The sequence below is a fragment of the Streptomyces sp. NPDC001415 genome, assembly GCF_053597395.1.
Map to the genome: position 1 here is coordinate 52,292 of NZ_JBSFIE010000007.1, position 17,100 is coordinate 69,391.

The window sequence follows — 17,100 nt, forward strand, 5'->3', positions numbered from 1 at the left end:
ATCGACGGTAGTGGCGCAGGCCACACGAATCGTCAGCCCAGACGGCTGGATCCATGTCCGACTCCAGAGGTACGGCCCCGTAGGGGAACCCGTACGTGAGGCTGATGGGGTCGCTGGACCAGGGGACGGAGTTGTCCACAGCCAGGCCGTTGTCCACAGGCCGCTGCAGGACCCTTGACGCAGCCGCCGGTCATTGTCACATTCATCAGTGTCAAGTTACGCACGCGTACGGCGACAGGGGTGGACGGATGCCATCGGCACTGAAGGCTGAACCCGACACGCGGCTGCGCGGGTTCAGGGAAGTACAGAGCCTCGCGTACGAGTGCGCGGAGGCGGTGGCCGCGCAGCTCAAGCCGGGGGTGACCGAGCGGGAGGCCGCGCGGATGCAGCGGGACTGGCTGCGCGAGCGGGGTGTGCGGGACTGGTTCCACCTGCCGTTCGCGTGGTTCGGCGACCGCACGGCGTTCGTGAACTTCCGCATCCCGCTGCAGTTCTTCCCCACCAACCGGCGCCTGGAGGCGGGGATGCCCTTCATCCTCGACATGGCCCCGGTCTACAAGGGCTTCACCGCGGACATCGGCTACTCGGGCTGCCTCGGGCTCAACCCGATGCACGACCGGCTGCTCGCCGACCTGGAGGCGCATCGCTCCCTCATCCTGCGCGAGGTCCGCGAGAAGCGGCCGCTGCGCGAGATCTACGAGGACGTGGACCGGCTCATGGTGCGCCAGGGCTATGCCAACCGGCACCGTGCCTATCCGTTCGGCGTGATCGCCCACAAGATCGACCAGGTGAAGGAGCGCCGCTGGTCGCCGAACGTGTTCGGGTTCGGCACCCAGGCGCTGAAGGGCCTGGCGAGCGATGCGGTGCACGGACACCGGGACGGCTGGTCGCCGCTGTGGTCCCCGTACAAGTTCTCCGACCACCCGCCGCAGCCGGGGCTGTGGGCGGTCGAGCCGCACCTCGGCTTCCGGGGTACGGGCGCGAAGTTCGAGGAGATCCTGGTCGTCACCGACTCCAGGGACCCCGAGCAGAGCGCGTTCTGGCTGGACGACGACCTGCCGCATGTGCGGCGCTGGGCCGAGGAGAAGGCGGCGTGAGCGTGACGAGCGTGAACATCGAGGGAGCGCGCGAGCGCTGGGTGAGGACCGGCGGTGTGGAGCTGTGCGTCGCCGAACTGGGCGACGCGTCCCAGCCGACCGTGCTCCTGGTGCACGGCTACCCGGACAGCAAGGAGGTGTGGTCCGCGGTCGCCGAGCGGCTGGCCGAGCGCTTCCACGTGGTCCTTTACGACGTCCGCGGGCACGGCCGCTCCACCGCGCCGGCCCCGCTGCGCGGCGGCTTCACGCTGGAGAAGCTGACGGACGACCTCCTGGCGGTCGCGGACGCGGTCAGCCCGGACCGGCCGGTGCATCTGGTCGGCCACGACTGGGGTTCGGTGCAGGGCTGGGAGTTCGCGACCGTCGAGCGCACCGAGGGCCGCATAGCCTCGTTCACCTCGATGTCGGGCCCCTCCCTCGACCACTTCGGGCACTGGATCAAGAACCGGATGAGCCGTCCGACCCCGCGCAAGGTCGGCCAGCTCCTCGGCCAGGGCGCCAAGTCCTGGTACGTGTACATGCTGCACACCCCGGTCCTGCCCGAGCTGGCCTGGCGCGGGCCGCTCGGCAAGCAGTGGCCGAAGATCCTCCAGCGGGTGGAGAAGGTGCCCGCCGACGGCTACCCCACGGCCTCCCTTCCGCAGGACGCGGCACACGGCGCCTGGCTCTACCGGGACAACGTCCGCGCCCGGCTGCGCCGCCCACGCCCCGACGCGTACGCCCACGTTCCCGTCCAGCTGATCACGCCGCTCGACGACGCGTTCCTCTCGCCGAAGCTGTACGCCGAACTGGAGCACTGGGCACCCCAGTTGATCCGCCGCACCCTCCCGGCGAAGCACTGGGTACCGCGCACCAGGCCGGACCAACTGGCTGCCTGGATCGGCGAGTTCGTCCGCTCCAACGAGGGCGCCACACCGGCCAAGGACACCGTCGCGACGGGCCCGTACGCCGACCGGTTCGGCGGCCAGCTGGTCCTGGTGACGGGGGCGGCGAGCGGCATCGGCCGGGCCACGGCCTTCGCGTTCGCCGAGGCCGGGGCACGGATCGTGGCCGTGGACCGGGACGCCGAGGGCGCGACTCGGACCGCGGAGATGTCGCGGCTGATCGGCGCGCCCGAGGCCTGGGGCGAGGCCGTCGACGTCAGCGACGAGCAGGCGATGGAGAAGCTCGCCGAGAAGGTCGCCACCGAGTACGGCGTCGTCGACGTCCTGGTCAACAACGCGGGGATCGGCCTTTCGGGCTCCTTCTTCGACACCACGGCCGACGACTGGAAAAAGGTCCTCGACGTCAATCTGTGGGGCGTCATCCACGGCTGCCGCATCTTCGGCAAGCAGATGGCCGAGCGCGGCCAGGGCGGCCACATCGTCAACACCGCCTCCGCGGCCGCCTATCAGCCGTCCCGGGCGCTGCCCGCCTACAGCACGTCGAAGGCCGCGGTACTGATGCTCAGCGAGTGCCTGCGCGCCGAGCTGGCAGGCCGGGGCATCGGCGTCTCGGCGATCTGCCCCGGCCTCGTCAACACCAACATCACCTCGACCACACATTTCGCCGGGACCGATGCCAAGGAGGAGAGGCGCCTCCAGAGGAGGACATCGCGTCTGTACGGCCTGCGCAACTTCCCACCGGAGAAGGTCGCTTCGGCGATCCTGCGCGCGGTGGTGAAGAACCAGGCCGTCGTGCCGGTGACGCCCGAGGCGCGCGGCGCCCACCTCATGTCCCGCTTCATGCCGAGGACGCTGCGCGCGATCGCCCGATTGGAGCCGCCGTTGTGAGTACGGAGCACCGAGAAGGAACGAAAGGCGAGGAGCACTACCGGATATCCCCGCGCCGGGTCTCTTTCGACTGGGACGGGACGCCGCTGCACTGGATACCGGACGAGCCCACCGCCACCCATGTCATCAATGTGCTGCACCTGCTGCTTCCGGCGGGCGAGCGCTGGTTCGTGAAGGTGTTCAAGGAGGCCCTGCCGCTGCTCGACGACCCGGTGCTGCTCAAGGACGTCAAGGGGTTCATGGGCCAGGAGGCCACCCACAGCGTCCAACACGCTTATGTGCTGGACCACTTGGCGCACCAGCGGCTCGACACCGCCGCCTACACCCGGCACGTCGACTTCCTCTTCGAGAAGCTCCTCGGCGAGGCGCCGCCGTTCGGGGCGCCGATTCCCACCCAGGAGTGGCTGCGCTTCAGGCTCTCGCTGATCGCCGCGATCGAGCAGTTCACGGCGGTGCTCGGCAACTGGGTGCTGCACGCCGAGGGCCTGGACCGGGCCGGCTCGGACCCGGTCATGCTCGATCTGCTGCGCTGGCACGGCGCGGAGGAGGTCGAGCACCGGGCGGTGGCCTTCGACATGTACCAGCACTGCGGCGGCAGGGGCCTGCCCCGGTACGCCCGCCGGGTCGAGGGCATGGCGGTCGTCGCCCCGGTGCTGCTGTGGCTGTGGGTGTGGGGCGCCTCCTATCTGATGCGGCACGACCCGCAACTGGCGGGCCGGCTGCGCTACTCGCCGCGTGAGCACAACCGGGCCGTACGCCGCGGCCTGCTGCCCACTTGGAAGGAGTTGGGCTCGGCCATACCCCGCTACTTCCGCCGGTCGTACCATCCCTCGCAGGAGGGCTCCCTGCGCAAGGCCGTCGAATACCTCGCGACCTCGCCGGCGGCCTGAGCGGCGGCGGGCGCGGTGGGCCGCGCCGCCCTGGGGTAGAGGGAGTGGGTTTGTCCGGGCAGTCAGCACCTCAGCAGGTGGCGCCGCAGGCAACGGCACCGGCCGAGTACCGGATCGAGGACCTGGCACATGCCAGCGGCGCCACGGTCCGTACCATCCGCGCCTACCAGGACCGGGGTCTGCTGCCCCGGCCCGAGCGGCGCGGCCGCTCCAATGTGTACGGCGACACCCACCTGGCCCGGCTGCACCAGATCGCCGACCTGCTCGACCGCGGCTACACCCTGGCCTCCATCAAGGAACTCCTGGAGGCCTGGGACGCCGGTCGGGGGCTCGGCGGCGTGCTCGGCCTGGTCGCCGAGGTCAACGGACCCTGGACGGACGAGGAGGCCGCCCGCATATCCCGCTCCGATCTCGACGAGACCTTCGGCGGCAACCCCGACGACAAGGCCGTCGCCGAAGCGGTGGAGCTCGGCATCCTGGAACGCGTCCCGGACAACGACGCCGAGTTCCTCGTCCCCAGTCCCCAAGAACTGGCGGTGGCCGCCGAGTTGCATGCCGCCGGGGTGCCGCTCGACGCCATCTCGGGGCACCTGCGCGAGCTGCGCGGCCAGGTCGAACACATCGCGGCCCGCTTCCTCGACTTCACCACGGAACACGTCTTCGCCCGCTACCTGGGCCACCGTCCCCCGACCGACACCGAGGCGGCCGAGGCGGCCGATCTGGTACGTCGGCTGCGCCCGCTGGCCCAGCAGACCGTCGACGCCGAACTGGCCCGGGCCATGCGCCTGTTCGCGACCCGCCACCTCCAGAAGCACCTGGGCACCCCTGCCGCCGCGCCCACCGCCCCGGACCCCGGCCCGGTGCCGCTCCCCGCCACGACGGTCCGGGCCGTTCAGGACCTGGTGGGCCCGGACAACGTCGCCGCGTTCATCACGGCGGCCACCGAACGCGAGGTCCAGGCCCGCGCCTTGGATGCCTTGACTCTCTCAACTCGGGACAGCGGATAGCGCCCCTATCCCCCATATCACCTATATATGGACCAACTTGACCAACCACACCTTATGGGGCGCCAGTTGTCCACAGAGCTGTCAAATTGCCTGTGGATAACGTGATTTCACTGTGGAACAAACCCAACTTGGCTCATCAATAAGGTGATTGCTGTCACGCCTCACACTGCTCCTGTCATTGATCCGCGAGCCAGTTGCCGTGGAAGCCGAACGGCACGCGCCGCGGAGATGGCCCGTCGCGACCGGCGGCGCCGCGCGGTTCTCCGCGTCCAGGATGACGAGATCGCTGGCGTCCCGGTGCGGGGCCGGCGGCGTCGCCGAGGCGGGGGCGTGGCGGTCATCGTCAGGCGGCCTTCTGGACGGCGGCACGGCGGGCGCGCTCCGGGTACTGGGCGGTGATGACGGCCGGGATCGCGAAGCCCGCGACCTGGGCGGCTATCGAGGCGGTGCTGCCCAACGACTCGGCGTCGATGACGGCGAGCGTCATGGAGGTCAGGGTGAAGGCGAGGGCCCACACCGAGGTGAGCACCACGTTGATCCGGATGAACACCGGGTTGGTCCACACCTCGCGCGGCGCCTGCCGCTTGGCGATGCCGGTGGTGAAGGGCTTACGGACGGCCAGCGTGGCCCAGGCCGTCAGGGCCAGCCAGCCGGTGGCCAGCGCGCCGCCGTACTCGCGCAGCCCACTGTCGGGAGCGGCGAAGGCGATGACGCTCAGCACGGCGAAGAAGGCGATCGTGGACTGCTCCAGGATCAGGGAGTCGGCGGACATCCCGCGCTTGCGGTCCATCGTGAAGAGATAGGCGCCCGCGGCGAGGGCGGCGAGCGCGCCCCACTGCCAGTGGGCGCTGCCGACGGCGGCGAAGACGATCCACGGGATGAATCCGCGCAGGTAGCTCATGGGAGTCCCCTCCGTTCCGAGCGCTTCCGCCCGGCTCCACATTCCAACTTCGACATGTCGAATCTAGATGTTCCGCCTTTGACGTGTCAAGAGTGGAAGGTAGAGTGGAGCGCATGAGCCTCCGCCATGCAGTCCTGGGCCTGCTGACCAACCGTCCGGCCAGCGGTTACGACCTGATGAAGCTGTTCGAGACCTCGCTCGCCCACGTCTGGTCGGCGACGCAGAGCCAGGTCTACGGAGAGCTGGGCAAACTCGCCGACGGCGGTCTGGTCGAGGTGTCCGCCGAGGGGCCGCGAGGGCGCAAGGAGTACGCGATCACCGAGGCCGGACGGTCCGAACTGCGCCACTGGCTCACCGAGGTCGAGCCCGTCCGCACCCGCCGCAGCGACTCCCTGCTCCGGGTCTTCTTCCTCGGCGAGCTCACCCGGGTCGAGGCGAAGGCGTATCTCCTTACGGAGGCCGAGCGTTCGGCCCAGCAGCTCGCGGGCCTCAAGAAGGCGGAGACGGCCATCGACTGGGGCGACGACCCCATCTCGGTGCACGGCCGGCTCGCCCTGGAGTACGGCAAGCGGCTCAGCGCGATGCACGAGGAATGGGCCCGGTGGGCCGCGGAGCAGCTGAAGCCCTGACGGGGCCCGCCCACCAAGGAACCCGAAAGGGCCGGCCACCAAGGAAATTCGGGGTGCCGGCTCCGTGGCAGCGCTGGGGCACCCGCGGCCGCCGGACCGAGTCGTGACCGCCGGGGGTCCGCGGGCGCCCGGCCCAGCCCGGGCTTGGCATGATCGGCCCCATGGCTCATCCGCATCTGCCCACCACCGAGTCCGTGGTCGCCGCGATCCGTGCGATCGCCGATGAGCAGCGACGGGAGGTCGAGGTCACCGACGACATCGGCGCCGACCGCACCTCACGCCGCACCTCGTCGGGGGTGTTCGCGGTGGTCGACCCGGACGGTTCGCTGCCGCACGAGGCGTACGTCGAACTCGGCGGCTCGCCTTCTGTGTCCGTTCGGGTCTTTCCCGAGGACGACGCCCAAGTCACTGTCGACGGCGTGCAGTTCGACGACGTGCCGCGAGACGCCGTCCCCGCCTTCCTGCGCTCCGTCTACGGCGGGCTCGCCCACGTCAAGGGGCGGTTCTTTCCGCCGGGATGGTGGCTGGTCGTGCCGCTGCCCGGCGACGAGACGTACAAGGAACCGGTCCTCGTCGCGCTCAGTCCGTGGCTGAGCAGCCGCGTCCGCTCCGGACGGAAGTAGCCGGCGGGTCGAGCGGAGGCAGGGCTACCAGGCGGTGCACCCGCCCCCGCCGCAGAGGCGTACCTGCCCTTCCGGTCCTGGTGCACCCGCCCCCGCAGCACAGGCGAGCTCACTCCCGCCACACAGGCGCCCCACCCATACCCCCACCCCACCACCCCCTCCCCTCGCCTAACGTCGCCGGTGGGAGGTCTCTCCCCCGTGCCGTTCGGGCCCGCCGCGGGGGCCGGGAACGCCCGTGCGGGCGTGCCCGGTGGACCGAGGGGGCGCGGACGGCGGCTTTGACAGCCGCTCGACATCAGGGAGTACGGATGAGTTCGCTCGCTTCGCAGAACGCCGCGCCACAGGGGAACAGGCTGCGCGTCGACCTCCTCACCAAGGAGTTCCCGCCCGAGGTGTACGGCGGCGCGGGGGTGCACGCCGGGGAGCTCGCCAAGGCGCTGCGCGCCCTGATGGATCTGCGGGTGCACTGCTTCGGGGAGCCGCGGAGCGAGGCCGGGGTGACGGCGTATCAGGAGCCGGAACTCGCGGCGGGGGCCAACGCGGCGCTGCGCACCGTCGCTGTCAACGTGGAGATGGCGGCGCGCACGGCCGGAACGGATCTGGTGCACAGCCACACCTGGTACGCGAACGCGGCGGGCCGCCTGGCGCAGCTGGTGCACGGGGTGCCACACGTGGTGACCACCCACAGCCTGGAGCCGCTGCGGCCGTGGAAGGCCGAGCAGCTGGGCGGCGGTTACGCGCTGTCCTCGCAGGTGGAACGGGACGCGGTGGAGAGCGCCGACGCGGTGATCGCGGTGTCGCGCCAGATGCGCGAGGACGTCCTCGGCGTCTACCCCGGCGTGGATCCCGACCGGGTGCACGTGGTGCACAACGGCATCGACACGGCCGTCCAGCGCCCCGACCACCGGACGGCGGCCCTGGAGCGGCACGGCATCGACCCGGACCGCCCGATCGTCTTGTTCGTGGGCCGGGTCACCCGGCAGAAGGGGCTGCCCCAACTGCTGCGCGCCGCCTTCGCCTTCGACCCGGCCGCCCAGCTCGTGCTCTGCTGCGGCCAGCCGGACACGCCCCGGATCGCGGCCGAGACCGCGGCCCTGGTGGACGAGCTGAGTGCGGTGCGCGACGGGGTGTTCCGCATCGACGGCATGCTCGACCCGGTCTCGCTGCGCCAACTCCTCACCCATGCCCGGGTGTTCGTCTGCCCGTCCCTCTACGAGCCGATGGGCATCGTCAACCTGGAGGCGATGGCCTGCGGCACGGCCGTAGTGGCGACCGCGACCGGCGGCATCCCGGAGGTCGTCGCGGACGGCACCACCGGGCTGCTCGTGCCGATCGAGCAGGAGCTGGACGGGAATGGCACCCCGCTGGACCCGGAGCGGTTCGCCGCCGACTTCGCGACGGCCGTCAACCGGCTGCTCGACGACGCCTCGCTGGCCACGAAGATGGGCGCGGCGGGCCGGACCCGGGCCGAGGAACTGTTCGGCTGGGAGCAGGCGGCCCGCTCCACGCACGCCGTCTACCGTGCCGTTCTCGACCGCTGAGCCGGTGGCGGCCGCCGCTCTCGGCACGCTCGACCCCACCGCCCGACTGCTGTTCGCACTGGCCGCCCTGCTGCTGCTCTGCCGCGCGGCCGGGGCGGCGGCCCGCCGGATCGGCCAGCCGCCGGTTCTCGCCGAGCTGGTGGTCGCCGCCCTGCTCGGCCCCGGGCTGCTCGGCGCCCTGCTGCCGGGGGCACACCAGGCGCTGTTCGGCCCGGGGACGCGGCCGGTCCTCGACGGGTTCGGACAGCTCGGCCTGATCCTGCTGGCCCTGCGCACCGGCCGGACGCTCGGCGTACGCCCCCCGCACGAGGGGCCGCGGGAGAGCCGGGCTATCGCCGTCGTGGGTGCCGCCTCCTTTCTGCTGCCGCTCGCGGTCGGCGGCCTGTGCGGGCTGCTCCTCGCGCCCCAACCGCCGCACGGCACAAGCCCGTTCGGGAACGCGCGCGGCATCACCGAGATCGTGGTGCTGACCGTGGGCCACGACGCCGGGCTCCCTGGGAGTCCCGCCCGGTGCGCCAGGAGCTGGCCCGGACCGGCGACTTCAGAATGTCGCGACCGGGACTCGACGGCAAGAAGACCATGAGGGCGCTGGATCGTCGTCGGGGGCGGACCGGCCGGCGTGCCCCCCTCGCAGCTGGGCACCGCCTACCGCACCGCGATGCTCACCCGCCGGGTCCTGAAGGTTCTGGCCCACTCCGGGCAGCTCGGCGGCGGCGCCCAGCCCGGCGGCGGCCGGGACGTGGACCTCCTGGAGCGGGCCCTGCCCCGTGCCCTCGAACTCAACAGGCGCGGCGTCAAGCAGCGCACCCTCTACCAGCACACCGTGCGCAGCCACGGCCCGACGCTCTCCTACATAGAGCAGGTCGCCATGGTCGGCGCCGAGGTGCGCACCCTCGACGACCTCTTCGACCGGCTGATCATCTTCGACCGCGTCACGGCCTTCATCCCGGACCCGCGCCACGAGTCACGGGCGGCGGCCCTGGTCATCGAGCACCCGGCGATCGTCCACTACCTGGCCCAGGTCTTCGACCACGCCTGGCGCCGGGCCGAGCCGATCGCCATCACCGAGTACCAGGCCCGCCCCCCCCCGCTGCTCACCGAGGAGACGCGCCACGCGGTGCTGCGCCTGATGGTCGCCGGCCACACCGACGCCGCGATCGCCAAGCGGCTCGGGATGAGCACCCGCACGGTCTCCACCCACATCAAGAAGTCCTCCGAGCTGTTCAACAGCCACAGCCGGGCCCAACTCGCCTACCTGCTCGCCCAGTCGGGAACCCTGGAGGACGTCCCCGCCTGACCCCCGCCCCGGCCACCCCGCACTCCGGGCCGGGCCTCATCCGCCACGGCTGCCGGCCGCACCCGTCCGCCGTAAGCTCTGAGACATGAGTCTGCGCCTGAGCACCGTGATCCTGCCGGTACGCCGTTGGTCCGAAGGGGGCCGCGAACAGTGGCGCCACGCGGAGGCACTGGGCTTCCACACGGCGTACACCTACGACCACCTGTCCTGGCGCACCTTCCGCGACGGCCCCTGGTTCGGCGCGGTTCCCACGCTGACCGCCGCTGCCGCCGCCACCGAGCGGCTGCGTCTGGGCACGCTCGTCACCTCCCCCAACTTCCGCCACCCGGTGACCCTGGCCAAGGACCTCATCTCGCTCGACGACATCTCCGGCGGGCGGATCACCTTGGGCATCGGCGCCGGAGGCAACGGCTTCGACGCGTCGACGCTGCTCATGGGCGACGAGCAGCCCTGGACGCCGCGCGAACGGGCCGACCGGTTCGGGGAGTTCGTGCCGCTGCTCGACCGCCTGCTCACCGAGGACTCGGTCACGCACGAGGGAACGTTCTACTCCGCGAACGAGGCCCGCAACATCCCGGGCTGCGTGCAGCGGCCGAGGCTGCCGTTCGCGGTGGCCGGGAACGGCCCGCGCGGCATGAAGCTGGCCGCCCGGCACGGGCAGGCATGGGTGACCACGGGTGACCCCAAGATCTTCGAGACGGGTACGCCCGCCGAGTCGCGCGCGGCGATCCGGGACCAGATCGAGAAGCTCGGCAAGGCCTGCGCAGAGCTCGGCCGGGAGGTGGCCGACCTGGACAAGATCCTCCTCACGGGCTTCACACCGGACCGCAACCAGCCCCTGGACTCCCTCGACGCCTTCGTGGACTTCGCGGGCAGGCACGCAGAGCTGGGCATCACGGAGATCGCCATCCACGCCCCGATCCCCGACTCCGACTTCGCCACCGACCAGACCGTCTTCGAGAAGATCGCCACCGAGGCCCTCGCCCAGCTCCGCTGACGACCCTCTCAGATGTGCGCCCTCTCGCACGCCCGTGCACCTGTATACGGGACAATGGGCCGGTGACCTCTGCTACGGATCCCGCCCCGGCCATCCGCCCCGTACCGACCGCGCCGCGGCTCATCGCGACCGACCTGGACGGCACCCTGCTGCGTGACGACAAGTCGGTCTCGGACCGTACGATCGCGGCTCTGGCCGCCGCCGAGGAGGCGGGCATCGAGGTCTTCTTCGTCACTGGCCGACCGGCCCGCTGGATGGACGTCGTCAGCGCCCATGTACACGGGCACGGCCTGGCCATCTGCGGCAACGGCGCGGCCGTCGTCGATCTGCACGGCGGCACCGACGGCCACCGCTTCGTGAAGGTGCGGCCGCTGGAGCGCGCCGCGGCCTTCGACGTCGTCACCCTGCTGCGGGCGGCCGTACCCGGCACGTCCTTCGCCGTCGAGCGCACCCTCGGCTTCCACCACGAACTCGCCTATCCGCCCATGCACTTGGACCCGGCGGCGAGCATCGCACCCGCCGAGAAGCTGCTGGCCGAGGACGCCGGCACGGCGGACCAGCCGGTGCTCAAGATGCTCGCGTTCCACCCCGAGCTGCCCCCGGACGACTTCCTCGCGCTGGCCCGCACGGCGGTCGGGGCGCGTGCCGAGATCACCCGGTCCAGCCCGACCGCGCTCCTGGAGATCAGCGGCGCGGGCGTCTCGAAGGCCTCCACACTGGCCCTGTGCTGCGCCGAGCGCGGCATCACGCCCGCCGAAGTGGTGGCCTTCGGCGACATGCCGAACGACATGGAGATGCTGAGCTGGGCCGGCACGTCGTACGCCATGGGCAACGCCCACCCCGCTGTCCTGGCCACCGCCTCCGGCCGTACGGCCGCCAACAACGAGGACGGCGTGGCGGTCGTGATCGAGCAGATACTCAAGGCGCTCTGAGGAACCTCGGTGGCTCCTGCCACCCGGCCGGGGCGTGTTTCACGTGAAACACAGCTCCCGCGTACCGCCGATCAGAGCGGTGCCTCCCACAGGACGGTCGTGCCGCCCCCGCCGTCCCCAAGACCGGGGCCGTACGAGCTCGATCCGCCCAGCGCCTCCGCACGCCGCCGAAGATTGCGCAGTCCGCTGCGGCGGCCGCCCGGGGGGATCCCGACGCCGTTGTCCGCGACGGTGAGGCGCACCCCCGCGCTGCCGTCCGGCAGTTGCGCCGTGGCGTCGACGACGACCTCGATCCGGGACGCCTCGGCATGCCGGAAGGCGTTCGAGAGCGCCTCGCGCAGCGCCGCGATCAGGTTCTTGCCGGTCAGCTCGCCGACCAGGGTGTCGACGGCGCCGAGGAAGCGGTGGGCCGGCTTGAAACCGAGCGGTACGGCGGCCATGTTGATCTCCCGCAGGACGCGGGTGCGCAGCCCCGAGGGCGCCTCGGCCGGACCCTGCTGAAGCGCGAAGATCGCGGTGCGGATCTCCTGGATGGTGACGTCGAGTTCGTCGACCGCCTTGCCGATGCCGCCCTGCACCTCGGGCACAACAGATTTGCGCTGGGCGCCCTCCAGCATCATTCCGGTGGCGAAGAGGCGCTGGATGACCAGGTCGTGCAGATCGCGGGCGATCCGGTCGCGGTCCTCGTACACCGCGAGCCGCTCCCGGTCCCGCTGAGCCTCCGCCATCATCAGGGCGAGCGCGGCCTGCGAGGCGAACTGGCTGGCCAGCGTCCGCTCCGCCTCGGTGAACGGACGGCCGCCACGCACCCGGGGCGTGGCCAGCGCGCCGAGGACCCGGCCGCCGCTCTGCAACGGCAGCAGCATGCTCGGCCCGTACCGCTCGGACAGCTTGGTGATCATGCGGGGGTCGGTGGCGGCGTCGTCCACGAAGACCGCCTCGCCCTCAAGCAGCGTCGAGACGACCGGGCTCTCCGGCGGGATCACCACACCGAGGGCGATGCGCGGGTTGTCGGCGGACACCGCGACGATCTCCAGGCCGCCCTCCTCTGCGGGAAGCAGCACTATGCCGGCGTCGGAGATGGCGAGATGGCGGGCCTGTTCGGCGACGACCTCCAGGGCGTCGTCCGCGTCGCCGCCGGACAGCAGCGCCGTGGTGACGGCGACCGAGCCGTCGATCCACCGCTCGCGCTGGCGTGCCGCCTCGTAGAGCCGCGCGTTGCCGATGGCGATCCCGGCCTCGGTGGCGAGCACCCGCACCATGTGCAGGTCGTAGTCGTTGAACTCGCCCCCGTTGTGCTTCTCGGTCAGATAGAGATTGCCGAAGATCTCGCCCTGGACGCGGATGGGGACGCCGAGGAAGGTGCGCATCGGCGGATGGTTCGGAGGGAGCCCGGCCGAGCGCGGATCGGCCGAGATATCGGCGAGCCGCAGCGGCTCGGGGTGGTGGATCAGCCAGCCGAGCAGTCCGCGGTGGCCGTCCGGCCGGTGCCCGATCGCACGGGCCTCTTCGTCGCTGACGCCGTACGTCACGAAGTCGGAGAGTCCCCGGCCCTCCTCGTTGACGACGCCGATCGCCGCGTACCGGGCGTCGGCGAGCTCGGCCGCCGTCTCGCAGATCCGATCCAGCGTGGAGTGCAGCTCAAGTCCCGTCCCCACCGAGCGCATCGCCTCAAGGAGCTGCGGCACCCGTGCGGTCAGCTCGGTGGACAGGCCCTGCAGGCTGCGGGTGGCCCGGGTCGCCGCTTCGAGCGGATCCCGGTCCCGGCGGTCCAGGTCCTTGACGTCCTGGTGGCCCGTCGGTCTCTTCGGCGCTGGCGGCACTGGCATGCCTTGAGACTAGTTAGTCCTATTTGGCGAGGAAAGTCGGGTACTGCGTGGCCTCGCTCTCGCGCTCCCTCTCCAGCATGCGCCGCAGGGGCCCGTCGACGAGCGCCAGCTCTTCGTACGCGCCCCGCTGCACGGTCCGCCCCTCGTCGAGCACGACCACCTCGTCGACGGCTTCGAGGCCCCGCAGCCGGTGCGTGATCAGCACGGTAGTACGGCCTTCGGTGGCATCGAGCAGGTCCGCGGTGAGCGCGTCGGCGGTCGCCAGGTCCAGGTGCTCGGCCGGTTCGTCCAGGACGAGGACCGGGAAGTCGGCGAGCAGGGCCCGGGCCAGCGCGAGCCGCTGGCGCTGGCCGCCGGACAGCCGGGCGCCGTGCTCACCGACGAGGGTGTCGAGCCTGTCGGGCAGCCCGTCGACCCAGTCGAGCAGCCGGGCCCGCTCCAGGGCGGCGCGCAGGTCGTCGTCGGTGGCGTCGGGGCGGGCGAGCCGCAGGTTCTCCCGCACCGAGCTGTCGAAGAGGTGCGCGTCCTGGGCGCACAGGCCGACGAGCCTGCGCACGTCGTCGCCGCTGTGCCGGGTCGCATCGCTCCCGGCGATCTCGTACGCGCCCTCCGTGGCGTCCAAGAAGCGGAGCAGCACCTGGGCGAGGGTGGTCTTGCCGGATCCGGAGGTTCCGACGACGGCGACCCGCATGCCCGGGGTGAGGTGCAGCCCGAAGTCGTGCAGCGCGTCCCGCTCCTGCCCGGCGTACCGGGCGCTGAGCCCGCGCAGCTCCAGCGGGAACGGCGAGGCGGGCGCGGCGACGGGTGCTTCCGGTTCCCGTACGGGGGTGGGCGCGTCAAGGACCTCGTAGACACGCTCGGCGCTGCGCCGGACCCGCTGGCGGGACTGCACGGCGAGCGGCAGCCCGGTCACGGCCTCGAAGGCGGCGAGCGGCACCAGCACGACCACCGCGAGCTCGACTCCGTCAAGCCGGCCGGCCACGACCGCCTGCACCCCGACCAGCGCGGCGGCGGCCACGGTGAGGCCGCAGGTCAGCGCGGAGAGACCGCCGCCGAGCGCGGTGGCGGCGGCGCCCCGCGAGGCGATCCGGGTCAGCACCGAGTCGGCGTCCTTCACGTCCCGGGTGCGGCGGCCGAGGGCCCCCGCCACGGTCAGCTCGCCGGTTCCGGTGAGCAGATCGGCCACCCGGGTGGCGAGCACCCCGCGGGCCGGGGCCAGCTGTCGCTCGGCCCTCCTCGCCAGGGCCCCGCTGACGGCCGGGACCACGGCTCCGGCGACGAGGAGTCCCGTGGCGAGCACCGCTCCGGCCTCGGGCAGCAGCCATGCCGTGAACCCGGCGCTCAGCACGGACACGACGACGGCGACCCCGGCCGGCAGGGCCCAGCGCAGCCAGTAGTCCTGAAGTTCGTCCACGTCGGCGACCAGGCGGGACAGCAGGTCGCCGCGCCGGGTCTCGCGCAGTCCGGCGGGCGCGATCCGCTCCAACTGCCGATACACCGCGACCCGCAGTTCGGCGAGCATCCGCAGCACGGCGTCGTGCGAGACGAGGCGTTCGGCGTAGCGGAACACGGCGCGGCCGATCCCGAAGGCCCGGGTCGCGGTGACGGCCACCATCAGATAGAGCACCGGCGGCTGCTGCGAGGCCCGCGAGATGAGCCAGCCGGAGGTCGCCATGAGGCCCACGGCCGAGCCGAGCGCCAACGCGCCGAGCAGCAGCGCGAGCGCGATGCGGCCGCGCATCCCACGGGCCGCGGCACGGACCCGGGCGAGCGGGTTGCCCGCGACGGCCGGGCCACCTGCCGTGACGGCCTTCATGGCGATGGCCTCAACGGGAGCCGCTGTCTTGCCAGTTGGGGCCGCGACAGAGGCTCCCCGCACCGGGACGCTGGACTGCGTTTCCGCGGGCGCCAGTTCCACCACCCGGTCCGCGACGGCGAGCAGCGCCGGGCGGTGCACGACGAGCAGGACCGTACGGCCGACCGCCAGCCTGCGCACCGCGTCGACGATGCCGGCCTCGGTCGCGCCGTCGAGCGCGGCCGTCGGCTCGTCGAGCAGCAGCACCGGCCGGTCGGCGAGGAAGGCGCGGGCCAGCGCGAGGCGTTGGCGCTGGCCGGCCGAGAGCCCCGCACCGCCCTCGCCCAGAACCGTGGCCACGCCGCCCGGCAACGCGGACACGAACTCGTACGCGCCCGCGTCGCGCAGCGCGTCGAGCACGGCCGCGTCGTCCGCGTCCGGCCGGGCCAGGCGGACGTTCTCCGCGATCGTCCCGGCGAAGAGGTGCGGCCGCTGCGGCACCCAGGCGATCCGCTCGCGCCAGTCCGCCAGGGACAGCGTGGCGAGATCGGCGCCGGAGACCAGCACCCGGCCGCCGTCCTGCGGATTCACGAAGCCGAGCACCGCGTTGAGGAGCGTCGACTTTCCGACGCCGCTCGGCCCGGTCAGCGCCACCGTCTCGCCCGGCTCCACCACCAGAGAGGCAGCCGCCAAGGACGGTTCCGTGCGCCCGGGGTGGCGCACCGTCACGGCGTCGATCTCGATACGGACCGGCCCGGCAGGCACCTCGCCCTTGCCGCCCTCGGGCAGCGGGGTCTCCAGGACCTCGAAGATCTCCTCCGCGGCCGCGAGCCCCTCCGCCGCCGCGTGGTACTGCGCGCCGACCTGGCGCAGCGGCAGATAGGCCTCGGGGGCCAGGATCAGAATGACCAGACCGGTGTAGAGGTCGAGGTCGCCGTGGACCAGGCGCATGCCGATCCCGACCGCGACCAGCGCCACCGAGATCGTGGCGAGCAGTTCGAGGGCGAACGACGAGATGAAGGCGATCCGCAGGGTCTTCAGCGTCGCCCTGCGGTAGTCCGAGGTGATCGTCCTGATCGACTCGGCCTGCGCCTTGGCCCGCCCGAACACCTTCAGTGTCGGCAGCCCGGCGACCACGTCGAGGAAGTGCCCCGACAGGCGCGACAGCAGCCGCCACTGACGGTCCATCTGGGACTGGGTGGCCCAGCCGATGAGCACCATGAACAGCGGGATGAGCGGCAGGGTGACCACGATGGTCGCGGCCGACACCCAGTCCTCGGTGACGATCCGCGCGAGCACCGCCACCGGCACCACGATGGCGAGACCGAGCTGCGGCAGATACCGCGCGAAGTAGTCGTCGAGGGCGTCGACCCCGCGGGTGGCGAGCGCGACCAGCGATCCCGTGCGCTGACCGCTCAGCCACTCGGGGCCGAGCCCGGCCGCCCGGTCCAGGAGCCGGCCCCGCAGCTCCGACTTGACCGCGGCGCTCGCCCTGTTGGCGGCGAGCTCCGTCAACCAGGACACCAGGCCCCGCCCGACCGCGACCGCCGTGAGGAACAGAAGCGGAGTCCGCAGCCCGGCCGCGTCGTGGCCATGCTGAAAAGCCCCGACGACGACGTCGGCGATGAGCATCGCCTGGGCGACGATCAGCCCCGCCCCGACCAGACCGAGGGCGACCACCGCGGCCAGGAAGAAGCGGGTGGCCCGGGCGTACCGGAGTAGACGCGGGTCGATCGGTTTCACGTGAAACATCCCCCAACCGGAAGGATCAGAGCGGGGCCGGAGGGGTG

The 17,100-nt window shown here is 72.0% G+C and carries 14 protein-coding genes; 11 read left to right on the forward strand and 3 right to left on the reverse strand.

Going from position 1 to position 17,100, the window contains the following annotated elements; translation table 11 throughout:
- The first annotated feature begins 248 nt into the window (after window positions 1-248).
- The 4 genes from ACWC2B_RS11480 to ACWC2B_RS11495 are packed head-to-tail and all read left to right on the forward strand — an operon-like array spanning window position 249 to window position 4,766.
- Window positions 249-1,097, forward strand: a complete 849-nt coding sequence (locus ACWC2B_RS11480) for a M24 family metallopeptidase (protein WP_450716264.1) — start codon at window positions 249-251, stop codon at window positions 1,095-1,097.
- Between the two features lie 11 nt (window positions 1,098-1,108).
- Window positions 1,109-2,869: an SDR family oxidoreductase gene (locus ACWC2B_RS11485; protein ID WP_450716491.1), complete on the forward strand. Its 1,761-nt coding sequence runs from the start codon at window positions 1,109-1,111 to the stop codon at window positions 2,867-2,869.
- Window positions 2,866-3,759, forward strand: coding sequence for a metal-dependent hydrolase (locus ACWC2B_RS11490; RefSeq protein ID WP_450716265.1), 894 nt, complete (start codon window positions 2,866-2,868; stop codon window positions 3,757-3,759). Before ACWC2B_RS11485 ends, ACWC2B_RS11490 begins: the two co-directional genes overlap by 4 nt.
- 50 nt (window positions 3,760-3,809) lie before the next feature.
- Window positions 3,810-4,766 carry a MerR family transcriptional regulator gene (locus ACWC2B_RS11495; protein WP_450716266.1) on the forward strand — a complete coding sequence of 319 codons (957 nt, stop codon included), beginning with the start codon at window positions 3,810-3,812 and terminating at the stop codon, window positions 4,764-4,766.
- 343 nt (window positions 4,767-5,109) lie between these two features.
- Here ACWC2B_RS11495 and ACWC2B_RS11500 read toward each other — a convergent pair whose 3' ends face one another.
- Window positions 5,110-5,667 carry a hypothetical protein gene (locus ACWC2B_RS11500; protein ID WP_450716267.1) on the reverse strand — a complete coding sequence of 186 codons (558 nt, stop codon included), beginning with the start codon at window positions 5,665-5,667 and terminating at the stop codon, window positions 5,110-5,112.
- A gap of 113 nt (window positions 5,668-5,780) precedes the next feature.
- Between ACWC2B_RS11500 and ACWC2B_RS11505 the strand changes: the two genes are divergently transcribed.
- From ACWC2B_RS11505 to ACWC2B_RS11535, 7 genes are all read left to right on the forward strand, one after another.
- Window positions 5,781-6,296, forward strand: a complete 516-nt coding sequence (locus ACWC2B_RS11505; RefSeq protein ID WP_450716268.1) for a PadR family transcriptional regulator — start codon at window positions 5,781-5,783, stop codon at window positions 6,294-6,296.
- 161 nt (window positions 6,297-6,457) lie between these two features.
- Entirely contained in the window at window positions 6,458-6,919 is a 462-nt protein-coding gene (locus tag ACWC2B_RS11510; protein WP_450716269.1) for a hypothetical protein, read from the forward strand.
- A gap of 353 nt (window positions 6,920-7,272) precedes the next feature.
- A complete protein-coding gene (gene glgA, locus ACWC2B_RS11515) occupies window positions 7,273-8,460 on the forward strand; it encodes a glycogen synthase (RefSeq protein WP_450716492.1) in 1,188 nt (395 codons plus the stop codon).
- Window positions 8,441-9,043, forward strand: coding sequence for a hypothetical protein (locus tag ACWC2B_RS11520; protein ID WP_450716270.1), 603 nt, complete (start codon window positions 8,441-8,443; stop codon window positions 9,041-9,043). Before glgA ends, ACWC2B_RS11520 begins: the two co-directional genes overlap by 20 nt.
- Window positions 9,044-9,079: 36 nt before the next feature.
- The gene (locus tag ACWC2B_RS11525) at window positions 9,080-9,757 is read left to right on the forward strand and encodes a LuxR C-terminal-related transcriptional regulator (RefSeq protein ID WP_450716271.1); all 678 of its coding nucleotides are present in this window, start codon (window positions 9,080-9,082) and stop codon (window positions 9,755-9,757) included.
- Between the two features lie 85 nt (window positions 9,758-9,842).
- On the forward strand, window positions 9,843-10,754 hold the full coding sequence (locus ACWC2B_RS11530) for an LLM class flavin-dependent oxidoreductase (protein WP_450716272.1): 912 nt from the start codon (window positions 9,843-9,845) through the stop codon (window positions 10,752-10,754).
- Between the two features lie 62 nt (window positions 10,755-10,816).
- Complete coding sequence (locus ACWC2B_RS11535) at window positions 10,817-11,686, forward strand: HAD hydrolase family protein (RefSeq protein ID WP_450716273.1); 870 nt, start codon at window positions 10,817-10,819, stop codon at window positions 11,684-11,686.
- Between the two features lie 71 nt (window positions 11,687-11,757).
- Here ACWC2B_RS11535 and ACWC2B_RS11540 read toward each other — a convergent pair whose 3' ends face one another.
- Both ACWC2B_RS11540 and cydD read right to left on the reverse strand, forming a co-directional pair.
- Window positions 11,758-13,515 (reverse strand): GAF domain-containing sensor histidine kinase, encoded by a 1,758-nt coding sequence (locus ACWC2B_RS11540; protein ID WP_450716274.1) that lies wholly within the window; start codon window positions 13,513-13,515, stop codon window positions 11,758-11,760.
- A 19-nt stretch (window positions 13,516-13,534) separates the two neighbouring features.
- Window positions 13,535-17,062 carry a thiol reductant ABC exporter subunit CydD gene (gene cydD / locus ACWC2B_RS11545; protein ID WP_450716275.1) on the reverse strand — a complete coding sequence of 1,176 codons (3,528 nt, stop codon included), beginning with the start codon at window positions 17,060-17,062 and terminating at the stop codon, window positions 13,535-13,537.
- Between the last annotated feature and the right edge of the window lie 38 nt (window positions 17,063-17,100).